This window comes from Sporolactobacillus terrae DSM 11697, from assembly GCF_000648615.1.
Classification (GTDB): domain Bacteria; phylum Bacillota; class Bacilli; order Bacillales; family Sporolactobacillaceae; genus Sporolactobacillus; species Sporolactobacillus terrae.
The window spans coordinates 1-17892 of sequence record NZ_JFZC01000004.1; the positions used below are offsets into that span (position 1 = coordinate 1).

17 protein-coding genes are annotated in these 17892 nt (G+C 43.5%); 11 read left to right on the forward strand and 6 right to left on the reverse strand.

The window, feature by feature from the left end; all coding sequences use genetic code 11:
- The first annotated feature begins 547 nt into the window (after positions 1-547).
- Complete coding sequence (locus tag AA84_RS0100030) at positions 548-775, forward strand: IDEAL domain-containing protein (protein ID WP_010027219.1); 228 nt, start codon at positions 548-550, stop codon at positions 773-775.
- 140 nt (positions 776-915) lie between these two features.
- Here AA84_RS0100030 and AA84_RS0100035 read toward each other — a convergent pair whose 3' ends face one another.
- Both AA84_RS0100035 and AA84_RS0100040 read right to left on the reverse strand, forming a co-directional pair.
- The gene (locus tag AA84_RS0100035) at positions 916-1845 is read right to left on the reverse strand and encodes a DMT family transporter (RefSeq protein WP_028975510.1); all 930 of its coding nucleotides are present in this window, start codon (positions 1843-1845) and stop codon (positions 916-918) included.
- Positions 1846-1864: 19 nt separating this feature from the next.
- Positions 1865-2266, reverse strand: coding sequence for a reverse transcriptase-like protein (locus AA84_RS0100040; RefSeq protein ID WP_028975511.1), 402 nt, complete (start codon positions 2264-2266; stop codon positions 1865-1867).
- 143 nt (positions 2267-2409) lie between these two features.
- On the opposite strand from AA84_RS0100040, the gene AA84_RS0100045 reads away from it, so the two are divergent.
- Positions 2410-4092: a formate--tetrahydrofolate ligase gene (locus tag AA84_RS0100045; RefSeq protein ID WP_028975512.1), complete on the forward strand. Its 1683-nt coding sequence runs from the start codon at positions 2410-2412 to the stop codon at positions 4090-4092.
- A gap of 173 nt (positions 4093-4265) precedes the next feature.
- Here AA84_RS0100045 and AA84_RS0100050 read toward each other — a convergent pair whose 3' ends face one another.
- A complete protein-coding gene (locus tag AA84_RS0100050; protein WP_028975513.1) occupies positions 4266-5528 on the reverse strand; it encodes a BaiN/RdsA family NAD(P)/FAD-dependent oxidoreductase in 1263 nt (420 codons plus the stop codon).
- A gap of 180 nt (positions 5529-5708) precedes the next feature.
- On the opposite strand from AA84_RS0100050, the gene trhO reads away from it, so the two are divergent.
- From trhO to AA84_RS0100065, 3 genes are all read left to right on the forward strand, one after another.
- Complete coding sequence (gene trhO / locus AA84_RS0100055; protein ID WP_028975514.1) at positions 5709-6647, forward strand: oxygen-dependent tRNA uridine(34) hydroxylase TrhO; 939 nt, start codon at positions 5709-5711, stop codon at positions 6645-6647.
- A gap of 134 nt (positions 6648-6781) precedes the next feature.
- A complete protein-coding gene (locus AA84_RS0100060) occupies positions 6782-7462 on the forward strand; it encodes a type II toxin-antitoxin system HicB family antitoxin (RefSeq protein WP_028975515.1) in 681 nt (226 codons plus the stop codon).
- 484 nt (positions 7463-7946) lie between these two features.
- Positions 7947-9428: an MDR family MFS transporter gene (locus AA84_RS0100065; protein ID WP_028975516.1), complete on the forward strand. Its 1482-nt coding sequence runs from the start codon at positions 7947-7949 to the stop codon at positions 9426-9428.
- Here the strand turns inward: AA84_RS0100065 and AA84_RS0100070 are convergent.
- On the reverse strand, positions 9416-10216 hold the full coding sequence (locus AA84_RS0100070) for a hypothetical protein (protein ID WP_028975517.1): 801 nt from the start codon (positions 10214-10216) through the stop codon (positions 9416-9418). The genes AA84_RS0100065 and AA84_RS0100070 overlap by 13 nt on opposite strands.
- Entirely contained in the window at positions 10213-11184 is a 972-nt protein-coding gene (locus AA84_RS0100075; protein ID WP_028975518.1) for a hypothetical protein, read from the reverse strand. Before AA84_RS0100075 ends, AA84_RS0100070 begins: the two co-directional genes overlap by 4 nt.
- A gap of 167 nt (positions 11185-11351) precedes the next feature.
- On the opposite strand from AA84_RS0100075, the gene AA84_RS0100080 reads away from it, so the two are divergent.
- The 4 genes from AA84_RS0100080 to AA84_RS0100095 all read left to right on the forward strand — a co-directional run bounded on the left by AA84_RS0100080 (position 11352) and on the right by AA84_RS0100095 (position 14898).
- Positions 11352-12146, forward strand: a complete 795-nt coding sequence (locus tag AA84_RS0100080) for a thymidylate synthase (RefSeq protein WP_028975519.1) — start codon at positions 11352-11354, stop codon at positions 12144-12146.
- Positions 12143-12646 (forward strand): dihydrofolate reductase, encoded by a 504-nt coding sequence (locus AA84_RS0100085; protein ID WP_028975520.1) that lies wholly within the window; start codon positions 12143-12145, stop codon positions 12644-12646. Before AA84_RS0100080 ends, AA84_RS0100085 begins: the two co-directional genes overlap by 4 nt.
- Positions 12647-12712: 66 nt before the next feature.
- Positions 12713-12928, forward strand: coding sequence for a hypothetical protein (locus AA84_RS0100090; RefSeq protein ID WP_028975521.1), 216 nt, complete (start codon positions 12713-12715; stop codon positions 12926-12928).
- Between the two features lie 518 nt (positions 12929-13446).
- Positions 13447-14898: an NADP-dependent glyceraldehyde-3-phosphate dehydrogenase gene (locus AA84_RS0100095; protein ID WP_028975522.1), complete on the forward strand. Its 1452-nt coding sequence runs from the start codon at positions 13447-13449 to the stop codon at positions 14896-14898.
- Positions 14899-15060: 162 nt separating this feature from the next.
- Here AA84_RS0100095 and AA84_RS0100100 read toward each other — a convergent pair whose 3' ends face one another.
- Positions 15061-15447, reverse strand: a complete 387-nt coding sequence (locus tag AA84_RS0100100) for an LSm family protein (protein WP_028975523.1) — start codon at positions 15445-15447, stop codon at positions 15061-15063.
- 458 nt (positions 15448-15905) lie between these two features.
- On the opposite strand from AA84_RS0100100, the gene AA84_RS0100105 reads away from it, so the two are divergent.
- Together AA84_RS0100105 and AA84_RS18475 are read left to right on the forward strand one after the other, a co-directional pair.
- A complete protein-coding gene (locus tag AA84_RS0100105) occupies positions 15906-17456 on the forward strand; it encodes an ABC-F family ATP-binding cassette domain-containing protein (protein WP_028975524.1) in 1551 nt (516 codons plus the stop codon).
- A 108-nt stretch (positions 17457-17564) separates the two neighbouring features.
- Positions 17565-17813, forward strand: coding sequence for a hypothetical protein (locus tag AA84_RS18475; protein WP_081791682.1), 249 nt, complete (start codon positions 17565-17567; stop codon positions 17811-17813).
- The last annotated feature ends 79 nt before the right edge of the window (positions 17814-17892 follow it).

Below are 17892 nucleotides of genomic sequence, written 5' to 3' on the forward strand. Positions count from 1 at the left end.
AAAAAGAAATAAAGAAAGAACTGCATGCCATCGCATCCTCTTACGCCCACATCAAATTTATCCCCCGAGAAACATTTTACACATAGGCCCTGTTTTCAAACCAATAGCCCAGTGTCTTGGCCAAGAATCAAAGCGGAGATGCGAGACGCCTGCGGGAACAGCGTGCCAGCGAGACCCCGCAGATTCTTGCCCTGTCTGAGGAGGCTCGCGGTGCGCCCGCGGCAAGTGAGTAATCGAAGCGACGATTCAGCACCGAAAAGACACGAATCCATCACACATGGCTGGAGATAGAGGACCAAGCACAGCTTGGTTTTTCTCATTTGGAAGAAAGTTTATGATTTTACTTTGTGGTACGACGATCAGCGAGACGCGAAAGTGCTCTGGCGCTAAGAACAGTGAAAGATGAGCGGAAAAATAATGGCTAAACTGTTAATCCTATCCATTTAAATCATAATATTTAGAAATATTAATATTAGGCGGGATGAAATGGTTGTAACTTTCAGAAAAGTAGTGTAAGATAGTAAAAAGTGCAAAGGGGGCAATAAAAATGAACAATGATCACTCTACTCAGGAGAATACGAACGCGCTTGTTGTCTACAAAGAGAAACAAGCTAAAGTCTCGGTTGTTGAAATGTATGCCCAAATGATCCTTGATGAAATGGAATTCAATCAAAAAGCAAAATACCTTCGCAAACAGATTGATGCAAGTTTGGATTCAAGGAACAAAGCACTCTTTATGAAACTCACTGCAGAATACGCGGCATTAACTCGTTAGTAAAGCGAGCTCTATAAAAGAGAATGAATCGATACTTGTGTTTGTATTACCCATTTGTTCTCAAGCCTTTATCGGTACACAAAAAGAAACAGAGATGCGCATCTCTGTTTCTTTTTTGTGCATTCACCTTTCATTTCCATTCAGGTTCTGTATTCTTGCGATTGCTTCGGCTTTCGCAGGTTTTCCGGCCATTCAGCAAGCAGCATCCCGACCAAAATAAGTAAAGATCCGGCGATTTCATGTGTACCAAATTGTGCATTTTGAAAGAGTATCGATGTCCATGCGGCAAAAACAGGCTCCATAATGTAGATAATACCGACATGAGTTGCCGGTGTATCTTTCTGAAGAGCGGTCTGAAGCAAAAAGGCAAGTGCAGTTGCAAACAGCGCCATAAAAAGAATGATGACAAGAACATCCAATTGTACAATCTGTTGAATCGCAAATGCATTGCCGCCTTCCAAAAAAAGACTGAATGCAAAGGCGAGGCAGGAAACCGTAAATAGTTGAACAATGGTCAATGCATAACTATCATAACGCTCCGTTACTTTTGCAGTGAAAACGATATGTAATGCAAAAGTAACGGAGCTGACAAGAACAATTAAGTCGCCTTTGTTTAAGACAAACGAACCATGTGTGGTGAGGAAAAACAGCCCCACTGCTGCCAAAGGTACACTAAGGAGTGCTGTACGGCGCGGCGTTTGATGTAACAAGAAGGCTGAAAAAATTGGCACAAGCACGACGCTCAAACCGGTGATAAATGCTGCGTTTGACGCTGAAGTGTAGAGAAGAGCAATCGTTTGACAAACATAACCGGCGAATAGCAATCCGCCTAACAACGTTCCAGATCCTATTAGTGGCCAGTTGATGTTTTTCAGTGTATGTGCACTTTTTTTGCGGCGCACGTATTGCCAAAGAAGTAAAAAGAGGGCGGCAATAAGAAAACGCCAAGCATTAAAAGTAAGCGGCGTTAGTTTATCGAGAATATTTTGAACAACAATGAACGTTGTTCCCCATACAAAAGTGATACCGAGCAGAGCGGAATCAGCGATAAGCACACGTTTTCGATTCATTAGCTGTGAACCCCTGTCTTTATTTTTCGCTTTGTTGTTTAATGGCTAATCTTGCCAGAGCATCAGCATTTTTATTTTGTTTATCTGGAATCCATTTGCAAAAAAACAAGTCAAACTGATCGATGTAATGTAAGGCATCTTTTAAGTAAGCTGCATAGAGACTATTTTTGACGTATCGCTTTTCCAGTGCTTGATTCACCAGTTGGGAATCGGTGCGGAATGAAACGGTACGGTAATTATTTTCCAAAGCAATGCGAAGTGCGGCAACGCAAGCGGCAAATTCTGCTTCATGATTGCTTGACAGGATACCAAAAGGAAGGGCATGTCTCATCTCGTGACCTTTTCCATCTTTTATGTAAATTCCACCGCCGGCAAGACCGGGGTTGCTAGAAGCAGCACCATCAAATGAAACCTCGATCAATTTAAGGACAACCTCTCAGGTATTGTTTAAAAAAGTTCATGCTTCATCCATCGATGCGATGTCAGCGTAACACTCATTATGTTATCATAATAAAAGTAAATTGGCTGGAATAATTTAATTTTCGAATGGGTGAGTAAAAGACAATGTCAAAAACAGTAAAATCCGATATTGAAATCGCTCAAGATGCGGTTCTCAAACCAATTGGATCTATTGCAGAACAGCTTGGGCTCGAGGAAAAGGATTGGGAACCTTATGGCCGATATAAAGCGAAAGTATCGGCAAACACGTTAAAAAAGTTAACCGAAAAACCAGATGGCAACATTATTCTGGTCACTTCCATTAATCCGACACCTGCCGGAGAAGGGAAGTCTACAGTTACTGTGGGGCTAGGACAAGCCTTGAATAGGATTGGTAAAAAGGCGGTCATTGCTTTACGCGAACCATCGCTTGGCCCGACAATGGGTTTAAAAGGCGGGGCAGCTGGGGGCGGGTTTGCTCAAGTTGTTCCGATGGAAGACATTAATCTTCATTTCACTGGCGATTTTCATGCGATTACAACCGCCCATAATGCATTGGCAGCTTTATTGGACAATCATATTCACCAAGGAAATGCACTCAATATTGATCCTAGGCGCATTGTTTGGAAACGAGTCCTTGACTTAAATGACCGAGCGCTTAGACACGTTGTTGTCGGACTTGGCGGTCACGCAAACGGAATTCCACGCGAAGACGGATTTGACATTACCGTCGCTTCCGAAATCATGGCAATCCTCTGTCTGTCGGAAAACATTGACGACCTGAAAAGAAGGCTCAGCAACATGCTGATTGCCTATACTTATGATCGAAAGCCTGTTTTTGTACGTGATTTGCATGTGGAAGGAGCGCTGACACTTCTTTTGAAGGAAGCCATTCACCCAAATCTTGTTCAAACGTTGGAAAATACTCCAGCTTTTGTACATGGGGGTCCATTTGCCAATATCGCGCATGGCTGCAACAGTGTGCTGGCAACAAAATTAGGAGCAAAACTCGGCGATTATCTCATTACGGAAGCTGGATTCGGCGCAGACTTAGGTGCGGAGAAGTTTCTGGACATCACGACACGTGCCGGACATTTCAAGCCAAGCGCGGTAGTGATCGTTGCAACAATTCGTGCGCTTAAAATGCATGGCGGACTGACTAAAGATCAATTAAAGCATGAAGATCTGAATGCATTGAAACAAGGCTTGGACAACTTGGCCCGCCATATTGATACAATCAAGTCATTCGGCCTGCCATACATTGTTGCGATTAATCACTTTATCTACGATACAGAACAGGAAGTTACCCTTGTTAAAGCGTGGTGCACCGCTGAAAAGCACCCGGTTGCTTTGGCGAAGGTTTGGGAACAAGGCGGGGAAGGCGGCAAGGAACTTGCACAACTCGTTGTCGATACTGTGGAAAAAAATGAAAATCACTTTAAACCGCTCTATGATTTGAATACGTCAATTCAAGAGAAAATTCAAACCATTGTTACTCAGGTGTATGGTGGAAAAAATGTTGAGTTCTCAGCGAAAGCACGCAAACAGTTAAAGACGTTCAAAGAAAATGGTTGGGGTGGGTTACCGGTATGTGTGGCGAAAACACAATATTCACTTTCCGATAATCCAAAATTGATTGGCAGACCAAAAGACTTTACGATTCATGTACGTGAATTGAAGGTATCTTTAGGTGCAGGATTTATTGTTGTTATGACAGGCAATATGCTTACGATGCCAGGTCTGCCAAAGCATCCTGCAGCATTAGACATGGATGTTGATCAAGAGGGAAGAGTACTCGGTTTGTTCTGATCCATTACCAAATGTATTCATTAAAAAAGCGTCTCAAAGTCTGTTTATGACTCTGAGATGCTTTTTACTTTTATGGGGAGTCAAGCGTAAAATCAGGATGAGCACGGTGCGGATTTTACTCTAGGAATTAATCAGCAATGAATGAAGGCAATGGTGACATTTCACATTACTGTTTACAGCCCGACAAATTGTGCAGCTGCTGATCCGGCAGCATGTCCGGTCGTAAAAGCACTTGTTATATTATACCCACCTGTATAGCCATGGATATCTAAGATCTCGCCACAGAAATAAAGCCCGGGCATGAGTTTAGATTCCATGGATTTAGGATTTATCTCTTTCAGTGAAATGCCGCCGCCTGTGATAAATGCCTTTTCAATCGAAAGCGTACCGGAAACTCGGACAGGAAATGCCTTCAACGCATGCGCCATTTTTCGAACCGCTTCTTTTGAAAACTCATGAAAATGACGATCCGGCGATAAGGCAATAGAGTCAAGTAGAAAACTCAGATAGCGCTCAGGAACAATGCCTTTCCACGCGTTCTTCACTGTCTTCTTTGGATCGGATGCGGCAAGCTGGAGCAGCTGCTCGTAAATTTCATGTTCGCTTAAGTCAGGTTTGGCATCAACCAAAACAGTGACTTCGTTTGTTTTAAATTTCTTTAAGGCTTTGACAACGAATTGGCTGAGTCGAAGAATTGCCGGTCCAGATAAGCCGAAGTGGGTGAAGATTATATCCCAGCGATGCGTCTGAATCGGTTTGCCTTTTGAATTGATTAGTGTTACGGCGACATCAGATAAGGAAAGCCCTTGCAGTATTTTTGCTTTGATGAAGGATTCGTTTGAGGTGAGCGGAACTTCGGTTGGATAGAGTTCAGTAATTGTATGACCGGCCGTCTTGGCCCACGTATACCCATCTCCTGTACTTCCGGTACTTGGGACACTTTTTCCGCCAACAGCGACAATAACAGAATGTGCTGAATAGATCCTTCCGTTCACCGTTTTGACTCCGGATACACGATCTGAATAAAGGACTGCCTGCACGGGTGTATTTGTTTTAAGTGTAACATTTAGTTCGCGCATCCTTCTAAGCAAAGCTTGAACTACAGATTTTGCATCATTACTCTTCGGGAACATACGACCGTGGTCCTCTTCTTTTAAGTCAACACCAAGCCGTTTGAAGAAGGAAACAATATCCTGATTATCAAATGATGATAGGGCACTGTATAGGAAGCGGCCATTGCCGGGGATATGCTTAATCAATTCATCAATAGGCATCGCATTGGTCACGTTGCAGCGTCCGCCGCCTGAAATGGCTAATTTTCTTCCGAGCTTGTCTCCTTTGTCGAGCAGTAGCACACGCGCATGCTGTTCAGCCGCGGCGATGGCTGCCATTAACCCGGCAGGACCGCCACCAATCACAATCACATCATAGTTCATGACTTTTCCTCACTTTATTCATTTACTATCGTAACCTTAACAGATTTCATGATCCTTTTCATCAAGCGATGGCTGTTTTCTGGTGTGATAATTGTCACAGACGGTGAATTTTGATAGGATAGACACAGAACAATTTGCAGCGATGCCGTCAGTGGCGGATTTCTATATGAGGTGATTGGATTGACAGAAGGAAAACCCTATCGAGTACTGTTGTACTATCATTATGTAATGCTCGATGATCCGAAGCAGTTTGCTGAAGAACATTTACGATTTTGCAAAGCACTCGGACTAAAAGGACGCATTTTAGTTGGCCGTGAAGGATTAAATGGAACGGTATCCGGTACTACGGAGCAAACCCAAAGCTACATGGACACGTTGCACCGCGATCCCCGATTTAAAACGATGCCGTTTAAAATCGATGAGGCAGATGGTCATGTCTTTAAGAAGATGCATGTGCGCCCGCGCAAAGAGATTGTTGCGTTGAAACTAAATGAGGATATTGATCCGAAACAACTCACCGGGAAACACTTGAAACCTAAGGAATTTTATAAAGAACTGCAGCACGATGACGTCCTTGTCATTGATGCCCGCAATGATTATGAAACACAAATCGGTCATTTTCAAAAGGCAATTCTGCCGAATATCCGTAATTTTCGTGATCTGCCAAAATGGATCGAGACGCATCTCGCTGATCAAAAAGATAAAAAAGTGCTCACCTATTGCACCGGCGGTATTCGCTGTGAGAAGTTTAGCGGCTATTTGCTCCGCGCCGGGTTTAAGGATGTCAGCCAGCTTGATGGCGGAATTGTTGAGTACGGCAAGGATCCGGAAGTAAAAGGCAAACTCTACGATGGAAAGTGCTATGTTTTTGATCAGCGTATTTCGGTACCGGTCAATCAAACGGATGAAGACGTGGTCGTTGGTCACTGCCACCATTGCGGAAAGTCGTGCGACCGCATCGTTAATTGCGCAAATCCAGAATGCAATGTACAGTTTATTTGTTGTGAAGCATGTGAGAAGCAGCACCACCGTTCATGCAGCGACACATGCCGTCATCACCCGAGAAATCGATATAAAGTGGAAGTCGTTCAGGCAGCGGAGAAACAAACCGTTTCATAAGTAAAAGCAAGGAAAAAGGGTCGGCCTCGGGTCCGATCTTTTTCTGTTTCAATGTTATTTTTCTTAGATAATATGTATCGAACACGTGTTGTACGTGTCCGATACGTGTTATAATCAAAGAGAGGTGAGGAACAGTGTTTAAAGATCAATATATTTACCCTGCTGTAATTATGAAAGCCAATGACCAGTTCACCATCACTTTTCTTGATTTCCCGGATACTCAAGTGAAGGCGAAAACGGTTGAAGACGGATTTGCACAAGCGAAAGAAGCGCTGGCACATGTTCTATTTGATTACGAAGAAAGAAAGGAGAATCCGCCTACTCCTTCAGAGCTGTCTGCGTTTGAGAAAGGGGATCCGGATCAATTTGTTACGCTCATTGATACATGGATGCCTCCTTTCCGTAAGAAAATGGAAAATCAAGCCGTAAAAAAAACACTGACGATTCCTAAATGGCTTGATGATGCGGCAAAGGAAGCCGGATTGAACTATTCACGGATTTTGCAAGATGCACTGAAGGAAGAACTGAACATTGATGAAAGTGGCAATTCTTTTTCAGTTCAGGATCGTTTAAATAATCAGCTCAAGAAAGTCAAGAAAAGTTTGAAGGATTTGTCCAAAATTCGTGTCCATGTCAATAGAGCAAGTGATGATGCATCAGAGAAAAAAGAAACTTCCGTTAAAGAATCTTTGAAACAAGACATTGACCTTATCAAACAGGAATTAAATGAAGTGGCAGATCGGTTGAAAAACTCAAATGAATACCAGCAACTCAACGAAAAAATAAATCGTCTCATTGATAAATTAAATCGATAATTGTTCATTAACAAACTACATTGTAGTTGAGGACAGCTCAAGTTCTAACCATGAGCTGTTTTTGTTCCGAGATAAGAAAGAATGTGATTTTGTCCTGTCTTTAATCCAATAGGCCCGTGTATTGACCGAGAATCAAAGCGGAGGTGCTCTGACGCCAGCGGGATCGCGCTTAGTCGATGCGTGCCAGTGAGTAACCGAAGCGACGATTCAGCACCGAAAAGACACGACCCCATCACACATGGCTGCAGGAACTTTCCTGATTGTAAAGGAACTTTCTTAAAGGAACTTTCCTAAAGGAACTTTCGCTAAGTGCGCATATGTCCTGTATGCAACGCGAAAGTCATCACATCCTGTGAAAGTATGTCCCGGGCGCTTTTTGCCTGTTTTTTCTCATTTAAAGTATGAAAGAACTATGAATCATTTGACGAAATTCGTTGCATTCAAGTAAAATAAAACGATTGAACGTTTTATTTCGGAGGCAACAATGAGGGAACAGAAAACAAATAAAACAACGGTGCTGATTGGCCTGATGATCGGTACGTTTTTAACGGCGATCGAAGGAACGATTGTCAGCACAGCCATGCCTAAAATTGTCGGCGATTTACAAGGCATTGAAGTTATGGATTGGGTCTTTTCTATTTTTATGCTCACTTCAGCGATCACCGTTCCGCTTTTCGGAAAACTTGCTGACCTTTTCGGCAGGAAGAAAGTATTTACGATTGGAACGTTAATTTTTTTATCCGGATCTGTGCTTTGCGGCTTTGCATGGTCGATGGCTGCACTGATCGTTTTTCGTGGTATTCAAGGAGTAGGTGCCGGAGCCGTAATGACATTGAGTACGACGATCATTGGCGATATTTTTCCAGTAGAAAAACGGGCGAAAATGTTCGGGATGATGGGCATGATTTGGGGAATCGCAGGGATACTTGGACCGCTCGTGGGCGGTTTTTTTGTCGATATATTATCTTGGCATTGGATCTTTTTTATTAATCTTCCCTTTGGCATTTTAACCGTTTCGCTCATTTCTATCGGGCTTATGGAGAAAATAAGTCACGAACAGAAGACGGTCGACTATGCGGGCATTGCTGTTTTTTCAGCTGCGATGGGCCTGTTTCTTTTTGTCCTTCAAAGGATTGGGGAATACGGTTGGCATAATCTCTTGAATATCGGATTATTGATTAGCTCTTTTTGCCTGATGGCAGCGTTTGTTCTCGTAGAAAGCCGAGTAAGGGAGCCGGTGATGCCGCTTACAATTTTACAAAACCCGATCGTTCTTATGACCAATATACTGGCTTTTCTTGCGAGTATTGTCTTGATTGGCAACGATATTTATATGCCGATGTGGCTGCAAGGACTGCTTGGTTATAGTGCGATGACGTCTGGATTCGTTTTGACCCCCATGTCACTTACCTGGATGATCGGTTCCTTTCTGTCCGGGCATTTGCTGACAAAATTCGGTTTGAAAATCGGCGAAGCAGTCGGCGCACTTGTTCTAATGATCGGCACTTTTTTGCTGATGTTGCTGCGGATGGAAAGTCATCCATTATCGTATTATTTCATCACAGCGATTGTCGGAATCGGTTTTGGCATTACGCTGACGTTGACGACAATTGCTGCACAATCTGCAACGGATCGGGCAATGCGCGGAGCAGCAACGGCTTCCAATCAATTTTTTCGCAGTGTTGGACAAGCGGTTGGTGCAGCCGTTTTCGGCATGTATTTTAATACGCAAGTCGGCCAGAGCATTCGTGAACAAGGGACAGCTGCGATGTCGGCCAATCAATTAAATCAGCTCGTCCATCCGGAAGGGCACGAACAACTTGCATCATCCGTGCGCAACTTGCTGCGTGAAGTTCTCTTTAACAGTATTCATCACGTATTTATCTTGTTTTTTGTTCTTGCTGCTGTAGCAGTCACAGTCGCACTGCTGCTTCCAAAACATACTGCCTCAGTTCATAACGAATAAAAAGAAGTACCTGCTGCGATGCGAATGCCGTCTGTTTGCGTGCCGTCAGAAAGTGCGGACAGCGAGAGGTAATTGGGCCGTGTCGCATTTCGCATCAAAAAGGCTGAGGTCATTGCACCCGGGCGCCGGAATTTATTTAATTCAGTAATGATCTGGTTCGCCGACAAAATGCCGATCCCATGCCCATAATACCGATCATCCGCTAAGTCAACGGCGTTTTCTCCTTGCCATTGCGGCGTTTGCGGACTGACCTCCGGATTTTTAAAATAGCGAACATCCCCAGGAATTCCCGCACCGACTCCTGGCACATTTCTCAATGGAAAGAATGGGTGGTTCTGCCAATCCCAGAGATAAAGATGTTGAAACACTTCGTTAAAGCGTTCGTTAGGAATGGTGTTGATTAGCGCTTTATAAAAAATGATCATCATTGCTGTTGCGCATTCAAACGCATATGCCTCGCCATTCACAAAAATATCATTGACCGCTTGAGCGGCGGGGACTCCAGGTTTCAATTCAAAACCACCGTCTCCGGTAAGCGTCCAGTAATAATCGTTACACTCCGAATAGTAGAAGGTTGCAAAAGATGCACCACTTTCCAAAAGCGCGTACGAGGCCTCAATGGTCTCGTTTCTCAGCTTGATTTCAAAATTAAGCTCGCGTTTCGTCGGAAATGCAAACCATTCATGAGAATCAGCCATTGCCCGGTAAATGGTTGCGGCAAAGCGGCCAATACTCGAATAACCGGCGAAATCCTCACTGAGAAGTTGCTCGTTTGCAGCAATAATCATCCTTCATACCTCCCGTGCACAGGCATACTGATCGATTGCAATTGTTCGTTCAAGTTCAGAGCAATCCATGAACGCCAAATCTTTGGCTGCTCTTTTCGTAATCGGCAAGAGTAGGTCGACAAATTGATTTGCTGACGCACCGGCAAGCGAACGAATCCATAATAGTTTTCTTTTTCATTGGACATTAAGGCCTGAAGCGGTTCTCCTTTTCGCGGCGAAACATATTTTCCAAGGTATTTTGCACTGTAATGAATCCGGTAGGGTCTTCCACCAGGAACCGCATCGTTGGTTTCACCCGTATAAACTAAATAATGTGCATTCTCTTCATACCATGTTTCAAAAGCGAGAAACGCTGATGCATTGTCGTTCGCGTGCTTTACCTCGGGTATGAAATGCAGCATGCGCCGCGCATAGTTGCTCTCTACTGATTGGTTGGATAGCAGATAGTTGGCTAGATAAACGAGGCAAAGCGGATTGGCTGTTTCCCACATGGCACTAATTAAGTAATGGCGCTGACTTTTATTCTTATAACGGTAAAATACCAGATCTACCATTTCTTTCAGCCAATTTTCATGATAGGTATGCAGAAAGTTAATCGCCGTTTGGTCAATGATTTGCGTATAGTCCATTGACACGATATTTTTCCAGCCTGTGCTGAGCATCCAATGCATGGCTTCAACGACTTGGTGGTGCTGATTTGCAAATGATGCCATCTGATCAATACCAAGATCTGCGCCATGAAGAATATTTCTTATTTGTGATAGCGCAATGCGAGGGCGCGATTCTAATGCTTCGCTTCGCGTATCTAATTGATCTCGGAGCATGTAGAGGACTGGAAAGTCTAGTTTTGGATCATTGATGATTGCCAAAGCATGTTCAGGATCATCTTTATTAATTCGATCCCATTCGTTGCTGAGCATCCCCGGCTGTTCCTGTCTTATTTGATTTAACGGATTATCAGCGCTCATTGCAACCTCCTCCAATCAATTCAATCTTGTAGGATATTTATTGATGGGAACATGGGATTATTCACGTTCATTTATCAGCAGAGCTGTCTTCTTGATGAGGAGAGTGTAGAACAAGAGCATTAAAAATGGTAAACTAAGATTCAGCAAAGAAGAGTGGAGTGATCAGTATGAAACAGTATCTTGATCTTTGCCGTAAAGTTCTTTCGGAAGGTCATCAAAAGGGAGACCGCACGGGTACCGGTACGATCAGTACTTTCGGGTATCAAATGCGTTTTAATTTGCAGGATGGATTTCCGCTCATGACGACGAAGAAATTACACTACAAATCGATCATTTATGAATTGCTTTGGTTCTTAAAAGGAGATACCAATATCAAGTATTTGCAAGAACATGGTGTCCGCATCTGGAATGAATGGGCAGATGCGCAGGGTGATCTTGGTCCCGTTTACGGGCATCAGTGGCGGTCATGGCCGGGCAAGAACGGCGGGACCATCGATCAAATTGCTAATGTTGTCGATGAAATAAAAAAGAATCCGAATTCACGACGCTTGATCGTCACTGCTTGGAATCCTATGGATATTCCGAACATGGCGTTGCCGCCATGCCATTGTTTGTTCCAATTTTATGTCAATGATGGCAAGCTGAGCTGCCAGTTGTATCAGCGCAGTGCAGATATATTTCTCGGTGTTCCATTTAATATTGCTTCGTATGCATTATTAACGCATATGATTGCTCATGTTACTGGTCTCGAGGTGGGCGATTTTGTACATACGCTCGGTGATGCACATATTTATTTGAATCACTTGGAGCAAGTCAAAACGCAGTTGGATCGTACGCCAAGACCACTTCCAGAATTAGAAATTAGAAGGTCTGTTTCTTCTATTTTCGATTTTGATTATGACGATTTTGTGTTTCAAGGCTATAACCCTTACCCAACGATCAAGGGCGAGGTGTCCGTATGATTTCGTTTCTACTCGCCATGGATCGCAACGGTTTAATTGGACGAGGCAATAAGCTTCCCTGGCATCTTCCAGATGATCTGCGCTATTTTAAAAAAACAACTTGGGGTCATCCGGTTATTATGGGCAGAAAAACATTTGAATCGATTGGAAAGGCTTTGCCTGGAAGAGAGAATATCGTGCTGACACAGAATCTCGATTTTTCAGCTCCCGGGGTGACCTATTATCATTCAGCAGAAGCATTTCTACATGCAGGAAAAGCTTATGGAAACGAATGCTTTGTCATCGGTGGCGCGAAAATTTTCGATCTGTTTCTTCCTTATGCTGACCGCCTTTATATTACGCAGATTGACGCTGAATTTGAAGGAGATACCTACTTTACAGGGTTCCGAGAAAAGGATTGGCAGCTCGTCAGTCAAGTATCCGGCAAGCTCGATCAAAAAAACATCTATCCGCATGACTTTCATGTATATGAACGAAAGTCTGTTCTGAATTTGCATTAAATCGCGATCTGCACCACTTCGACTCCGGTGCATAAACTGTTAAAAAGAGTGACGGAGTTGATAAAAATGATCGTATCAAATCTGCAAATTTGGCTTTGCTATGGATTGATCGGACTGATTATGGGATCAATGATCGGCTTTTTTCCGATAGGACGCAGATTGACGATGAAATATTTCGCATTGATTCTTCTTGCTGCAGCAGTTTGGCTCCCTGTCGTTATACTTTCCTTGCTTGCTGCACCGTTTGCCAATCACTATCGACTTCAGGAAACAGATTTTTGAATGATAAGGCTCCTGGATGGGGGAGCCTTTTCATCTGCATCTTGCTTCTCTGGGTTCACCGCATGCATCTTTTTACTTTTTTTTGGTATCGGATTGGGCGGATTCAATAAGGACAAGCTCTTAAGAGAAACACGTTCAAATCAAAAGATTTGACGCCGTTCTTCGCTATAAATTGAAAGGAAAGATCGTGATCAATGAATCAAAATTGAATTTATTTTCTTGACAAACAGATGAATTTGCTTTAAAAAATAATGATAAACGGTTAAAATTGGTATGATCATTGCTTTAATTCGATGGGTTATTTCTTGCTTTGAGCAGAAAATTGGAAATCAACTGTGTTTCGTGGGAGAATAAAACTATTCATTAATAGTTCCCAGTGAAAACTCTTATGATTTTCTGCACGGAGCAGGTGAAAGTAATTGTCAGCGCTTGTTCATTAAGTTTGGAATATGATTTAATATTTACTCTATTTTACAGCAAACAGTTGGCAAAAAAAGAAAAAAGGAGAAGGTACAGGTATGGCATCAAATGTATCAGAATTGACTACCTACAAGGCGTACCTCCAAGGTGAATGGAAGAAGAGTTCATCTGACGAGACCATTGCCATTCAATCCCCTTATCTAAGAAAAACGATCGGTTATGTTCAAGCGGTCACACAGGGTGAAGTGGATGAAGCAATCAAAGCAGCACATAAGGCTCAGAAGTCATGGGCTGAATTGTCTTTAAGTGAGCGAGGCGCTTATTTGGATAAATGGGCGGATGAACTCGTCAATAACAGCGAAGATATTGCCACTGCAATTATGCAGGAAGTCGGCAAAGGCTTTAAAGATGCCAAAAAAGAAGTTGTCCGTACAGCAGACCTTATTCGCTATACTGTTCAAGAAGCATTGCACATGCATGGCGAAAGCTTGAAAGGCGATGGCTTCCCGGGCGGCGATCAGAAAAAAATCGGTATTGTTGAACGTGCACCATTAGGTGTTGTGCTTGCTATATCACCGTTTAATTATCCGGTAAACTTGGCTGCATCAAAAGTTGCCCCGGCACTGATGGCTGGAAACGGTGTAATCTTTAAACCGGCAACGCAAGGATCAATCAGCGGGATTAAAATGATTCAAGCACTCGATAAAACCGGTCTTCCAAAGGGACTGCTCAGCTTGACTACCGGACGCGGTTCAGTGATCGGTGATTATCTCGTTGAACATAAGGGAATTGATATGATCAGTTTCACCGGAGGTTCCGGGACCGGACGCCACTTGTCAAAACAAACGGCAATGATTCCGCTTGTTCTGGAACTTGGCGGCAAAGATCCTGCACTTGTTGCAGAAGATGCCGATATGGATGTTGCGGTAAAGAGTATCATGAACGGTGCATTCTCTTACTCAGGTCAACGATGCACGGCAATCAAGCGTGTTCTCGTAAATGAGAAAGTAGCTGACGAACTTGTTGCCCGACTGAAGTCTGAAATTGAAAAATTAACGGTTGGCTCTCCTGAAGAAGACAGCACCATTGTTCCTTTGATTGATGACAAGTCTGCAGACTTTGTTCAAGGCTTGATTGATGATGCGCTGAACAAGAAGGCGACCTTGGTAACCGGCAACAAGCGCCAAGACAATTTGATTTATCCGACACTGCTTGACAAGGTCACTGAGGATATGGATGTCGCTTGGATCGAACCATTTGGTCCGGTTCTGCCAGTCATTCGCGTAAAGTCAGATGAAGAAGCGATTGAATTGGCGAATAGATCTGAATTTGGTCTCCAAGCGAGCATCTTCTCACAAGACATTGATCGTGCTCTTGAAGTTGCACGACAAGTTGAAGCAGGTACTGTTCAAATTAATGGTCGCACGGAACGTGGTCCGGATCACTTCCCATTCCTTGGTGTCAAAGCTTCCGGTATGGGCGTGCAAGGGATTCATCACAGTCTTCTGTCGATGTCTCGCGAACGCGTTACCGTTCTCAATCTCAAATAAAGATGGTTATAGGATAAAAAAGGTGTCTCTACTTGGGACACCTTTTTTAATGGTAATTTTCATTACAATGTAGAAGAAAGGATCAAAACATCTCTAGCCAATCGTTTTGATCCTTTTCTTACCATCATGAATGTTTCAGCGATCATCACTCAATAATAAGGTTTAGTAATAGTAGGAGCCGTCGCTTGGTCCGGGGCCATAAAATCCGCCACCACCGCCATAGGGTGGACGCGGACCATAGCCGCCCCAATATCCAGGCCTCGGCGGGCAGAACGGGCATGGACGTACGCCAATAATTGTGCCCAGTCCAACGCCAAGCAGGCCGCCTGCAAAGCCGCCTAAGAAGGCTTGCGGACCGAATGCGCCACCGAAAAATCGATCATCGCCTCTAGATTCATTTTCATCTAGTGTTTGATTATTGCTCAAAGGTTTAAGATAAACGTTATTTTGGTCGAAGGACTCGATAATTCCCATATGAACGGACCCATCACTGCATTCAATCTCGACAGGTTGATGGAGCAGTTTTTCCCAATACTGCTGATTTGACATGAATGTACCTCCTAATCAATTCTTGCTTTGGCTGAACAATAGCCTAATTTCAGATTATGCGATCGTTCACCAAAAGGAATGGGCAAATGCACATGAAACCGCTGATTCTTAAAATGATTTTCCGATTATAGGAAAGTTTTTGTTCGTGCAGGAGTTGCTTTTCGAGTTGCCGGGGATTAAAATGAAATAAGTATTTAAAGAAGGAGTGGAAATATCGATGTTTTTGTCTGATTGTCTGCAACTCAAATTGGCTTGAGATGGGTGAAGTATGTCTTCTTCACGAAAGACTTTAGGCCAATGGATTGCGTGACAACGGACCAGAGATGTTTCTGTTTCTAACGGGTGAGAGGTAACTCAAAGAGCGAAGCGTCCTGCTTCGCTCTTTTTGCATGGATTCAGAAAATCTTGTATCTGTTTCCCCAATCAGTTTGGCCGAATAAAAAGGGGAGTGAGCATTTATGCTGCTTATAGAAGCAAATGACGTATTTTTCTCATATGGAGATAAGCAAATTTATCAAGATATGAATTTCAGACTTATGGAAGGTGAACATATTGCGCTTGTTGGTCATAATGGTGCTGGGAAGTCAACGTTCCTAAAGCTTTTGCTGGGCCAACTTCTGCCAGACAGTGGATCAATTAAGAAGCGACACAATTTAAATATCGGTGTAATCGAGCAGCATTTACATTTTGAAAAAGAGAAAAGCATCTACGAAGTCTTGCAGGATGCATTTGGCGATTTGTTCAATGCGGAGCGAAAGATGAATGCATTAGCAATGAAAATGCAAGAGCAAGATGCAGATCCGGAATGGATCAATCAGTATGGAGAACTTCAAGAGAAGCTTATCACCAATGACTTTTACACGATCGATGCGCGAATAAAGGAAATGGCAGATGGTTTAGGGCTGTCGGCAATCGGGTTAGAAAAGAAAATAAACCAATTGAGCGGTGGTCAGTTGACTAAATTGTGTTTGGCCAAACTGCTATTGGAGAATCCGGATATATTGCTTTTGGATGAACCAACAAACTACTTGGATGTTGGGCATATTCGTTGGTTGACCAACTATCTGAACACGTATTCTCATGCGTTTATTGTGATTTCTCACGATACGGAATTTTTGGACCAAATTGCTCAATTTGTCTATCACTTGGAAAACCAGCGTCTCATTCGCTATGTGGGCAACTATCAAATGTTTGTCAAGCAACATGAAGCTCGACTGGAGCAACAGGAAATTGCTTTTCGCCAGCAGCAACGCGAGATTAAGAAACTGGAGACCTATATACAAAAGAATAAGGTCCGTGCTTCAACAGCGAAACAAGCCAAAAGCAGAGAGAAGCAATTGGACAAGATTGATCGACTGGATCCTCCGGCACAGCAGCGAAAACCGATTTTCCAATTCACAGTTGCAGGTCAGCCGGTCCGTGTTGTTTTCTCTGCGGAAAACCTTTATGTCGGCTATGACCGGCCACTGTTCCCGCCGATTAATTTAACCATCGAGCGTGGTGAGAAAGTTGCGCTCGTTGGCCATAACGGCATTGGAAAAACGACATTGATTCGTACCTTGCTCGGTGAACGAAAACCTTTGTCCGGAAGCGTTGTATCTGGTGATCGTGTTCTGCCTGGTTATTTTTCTCAGCTCTCTGCACCGCTTCATTTGACACCAATTGAATGGTTGAAGCAACAGTTTCCAGACCTTCCAGAACAAGTGCTTCGCCAGCATCTCGCTCAATGCGGTGTCTATGCAGAGCACATGCGCCAGCCAATGGATACACTGAGCGGAGGCGAAGAGACAAAAGTGAGAATCGGGCGATTAATGCTGCAAAAGAGCAATGTCCTTATTTTTGACGAACCGACCAATCACTTGGATGTTGACGCCAAGGCAGCGCTGAGTAAAGCGCTCAATGACTATGAAGGTACGGTTGTGGTTGTCAGCCATGAACCAAGTTTTTATGAACAATGGATTACAAAAACCTTGAATGTTGAAGCATGGGCTAAAAGCAGTAAGCGATAAAATCATATTTCGTAGAACGGGCAGATAGCTGATGGCAAAAGCCGATTCAGCAGCGGCATAAGGGACATATAGTACTAGAGAATATCCAATGAATTGAGGCGATCATGAATGCCAAAACCATCCGCTTATTCTCAATGCTGCCACATGCTAAATCAACCCGTTGAAATTCGTTGTTATGATGGATCCATCCATCGGGGAATTCTCACACATGTTGACCGAACGAATGCTTATCTGCAAATGCCGGACACGAATTCCACTTCAAATCCAGGATTGTTTCTCTGGGGAGGATATGGCTGGGGTTTCCCGGTCGCACTTGCATCCATTGCAGCAATACTGGCTCTCGGTTTTCTATGGTGAAGGAAAAGCGATCTGTAAAAAAGTTTCTCCAAGAGAGAAGCTTTTTTTATATGCAGAGAAACTGCTCTTGAATTGCCCG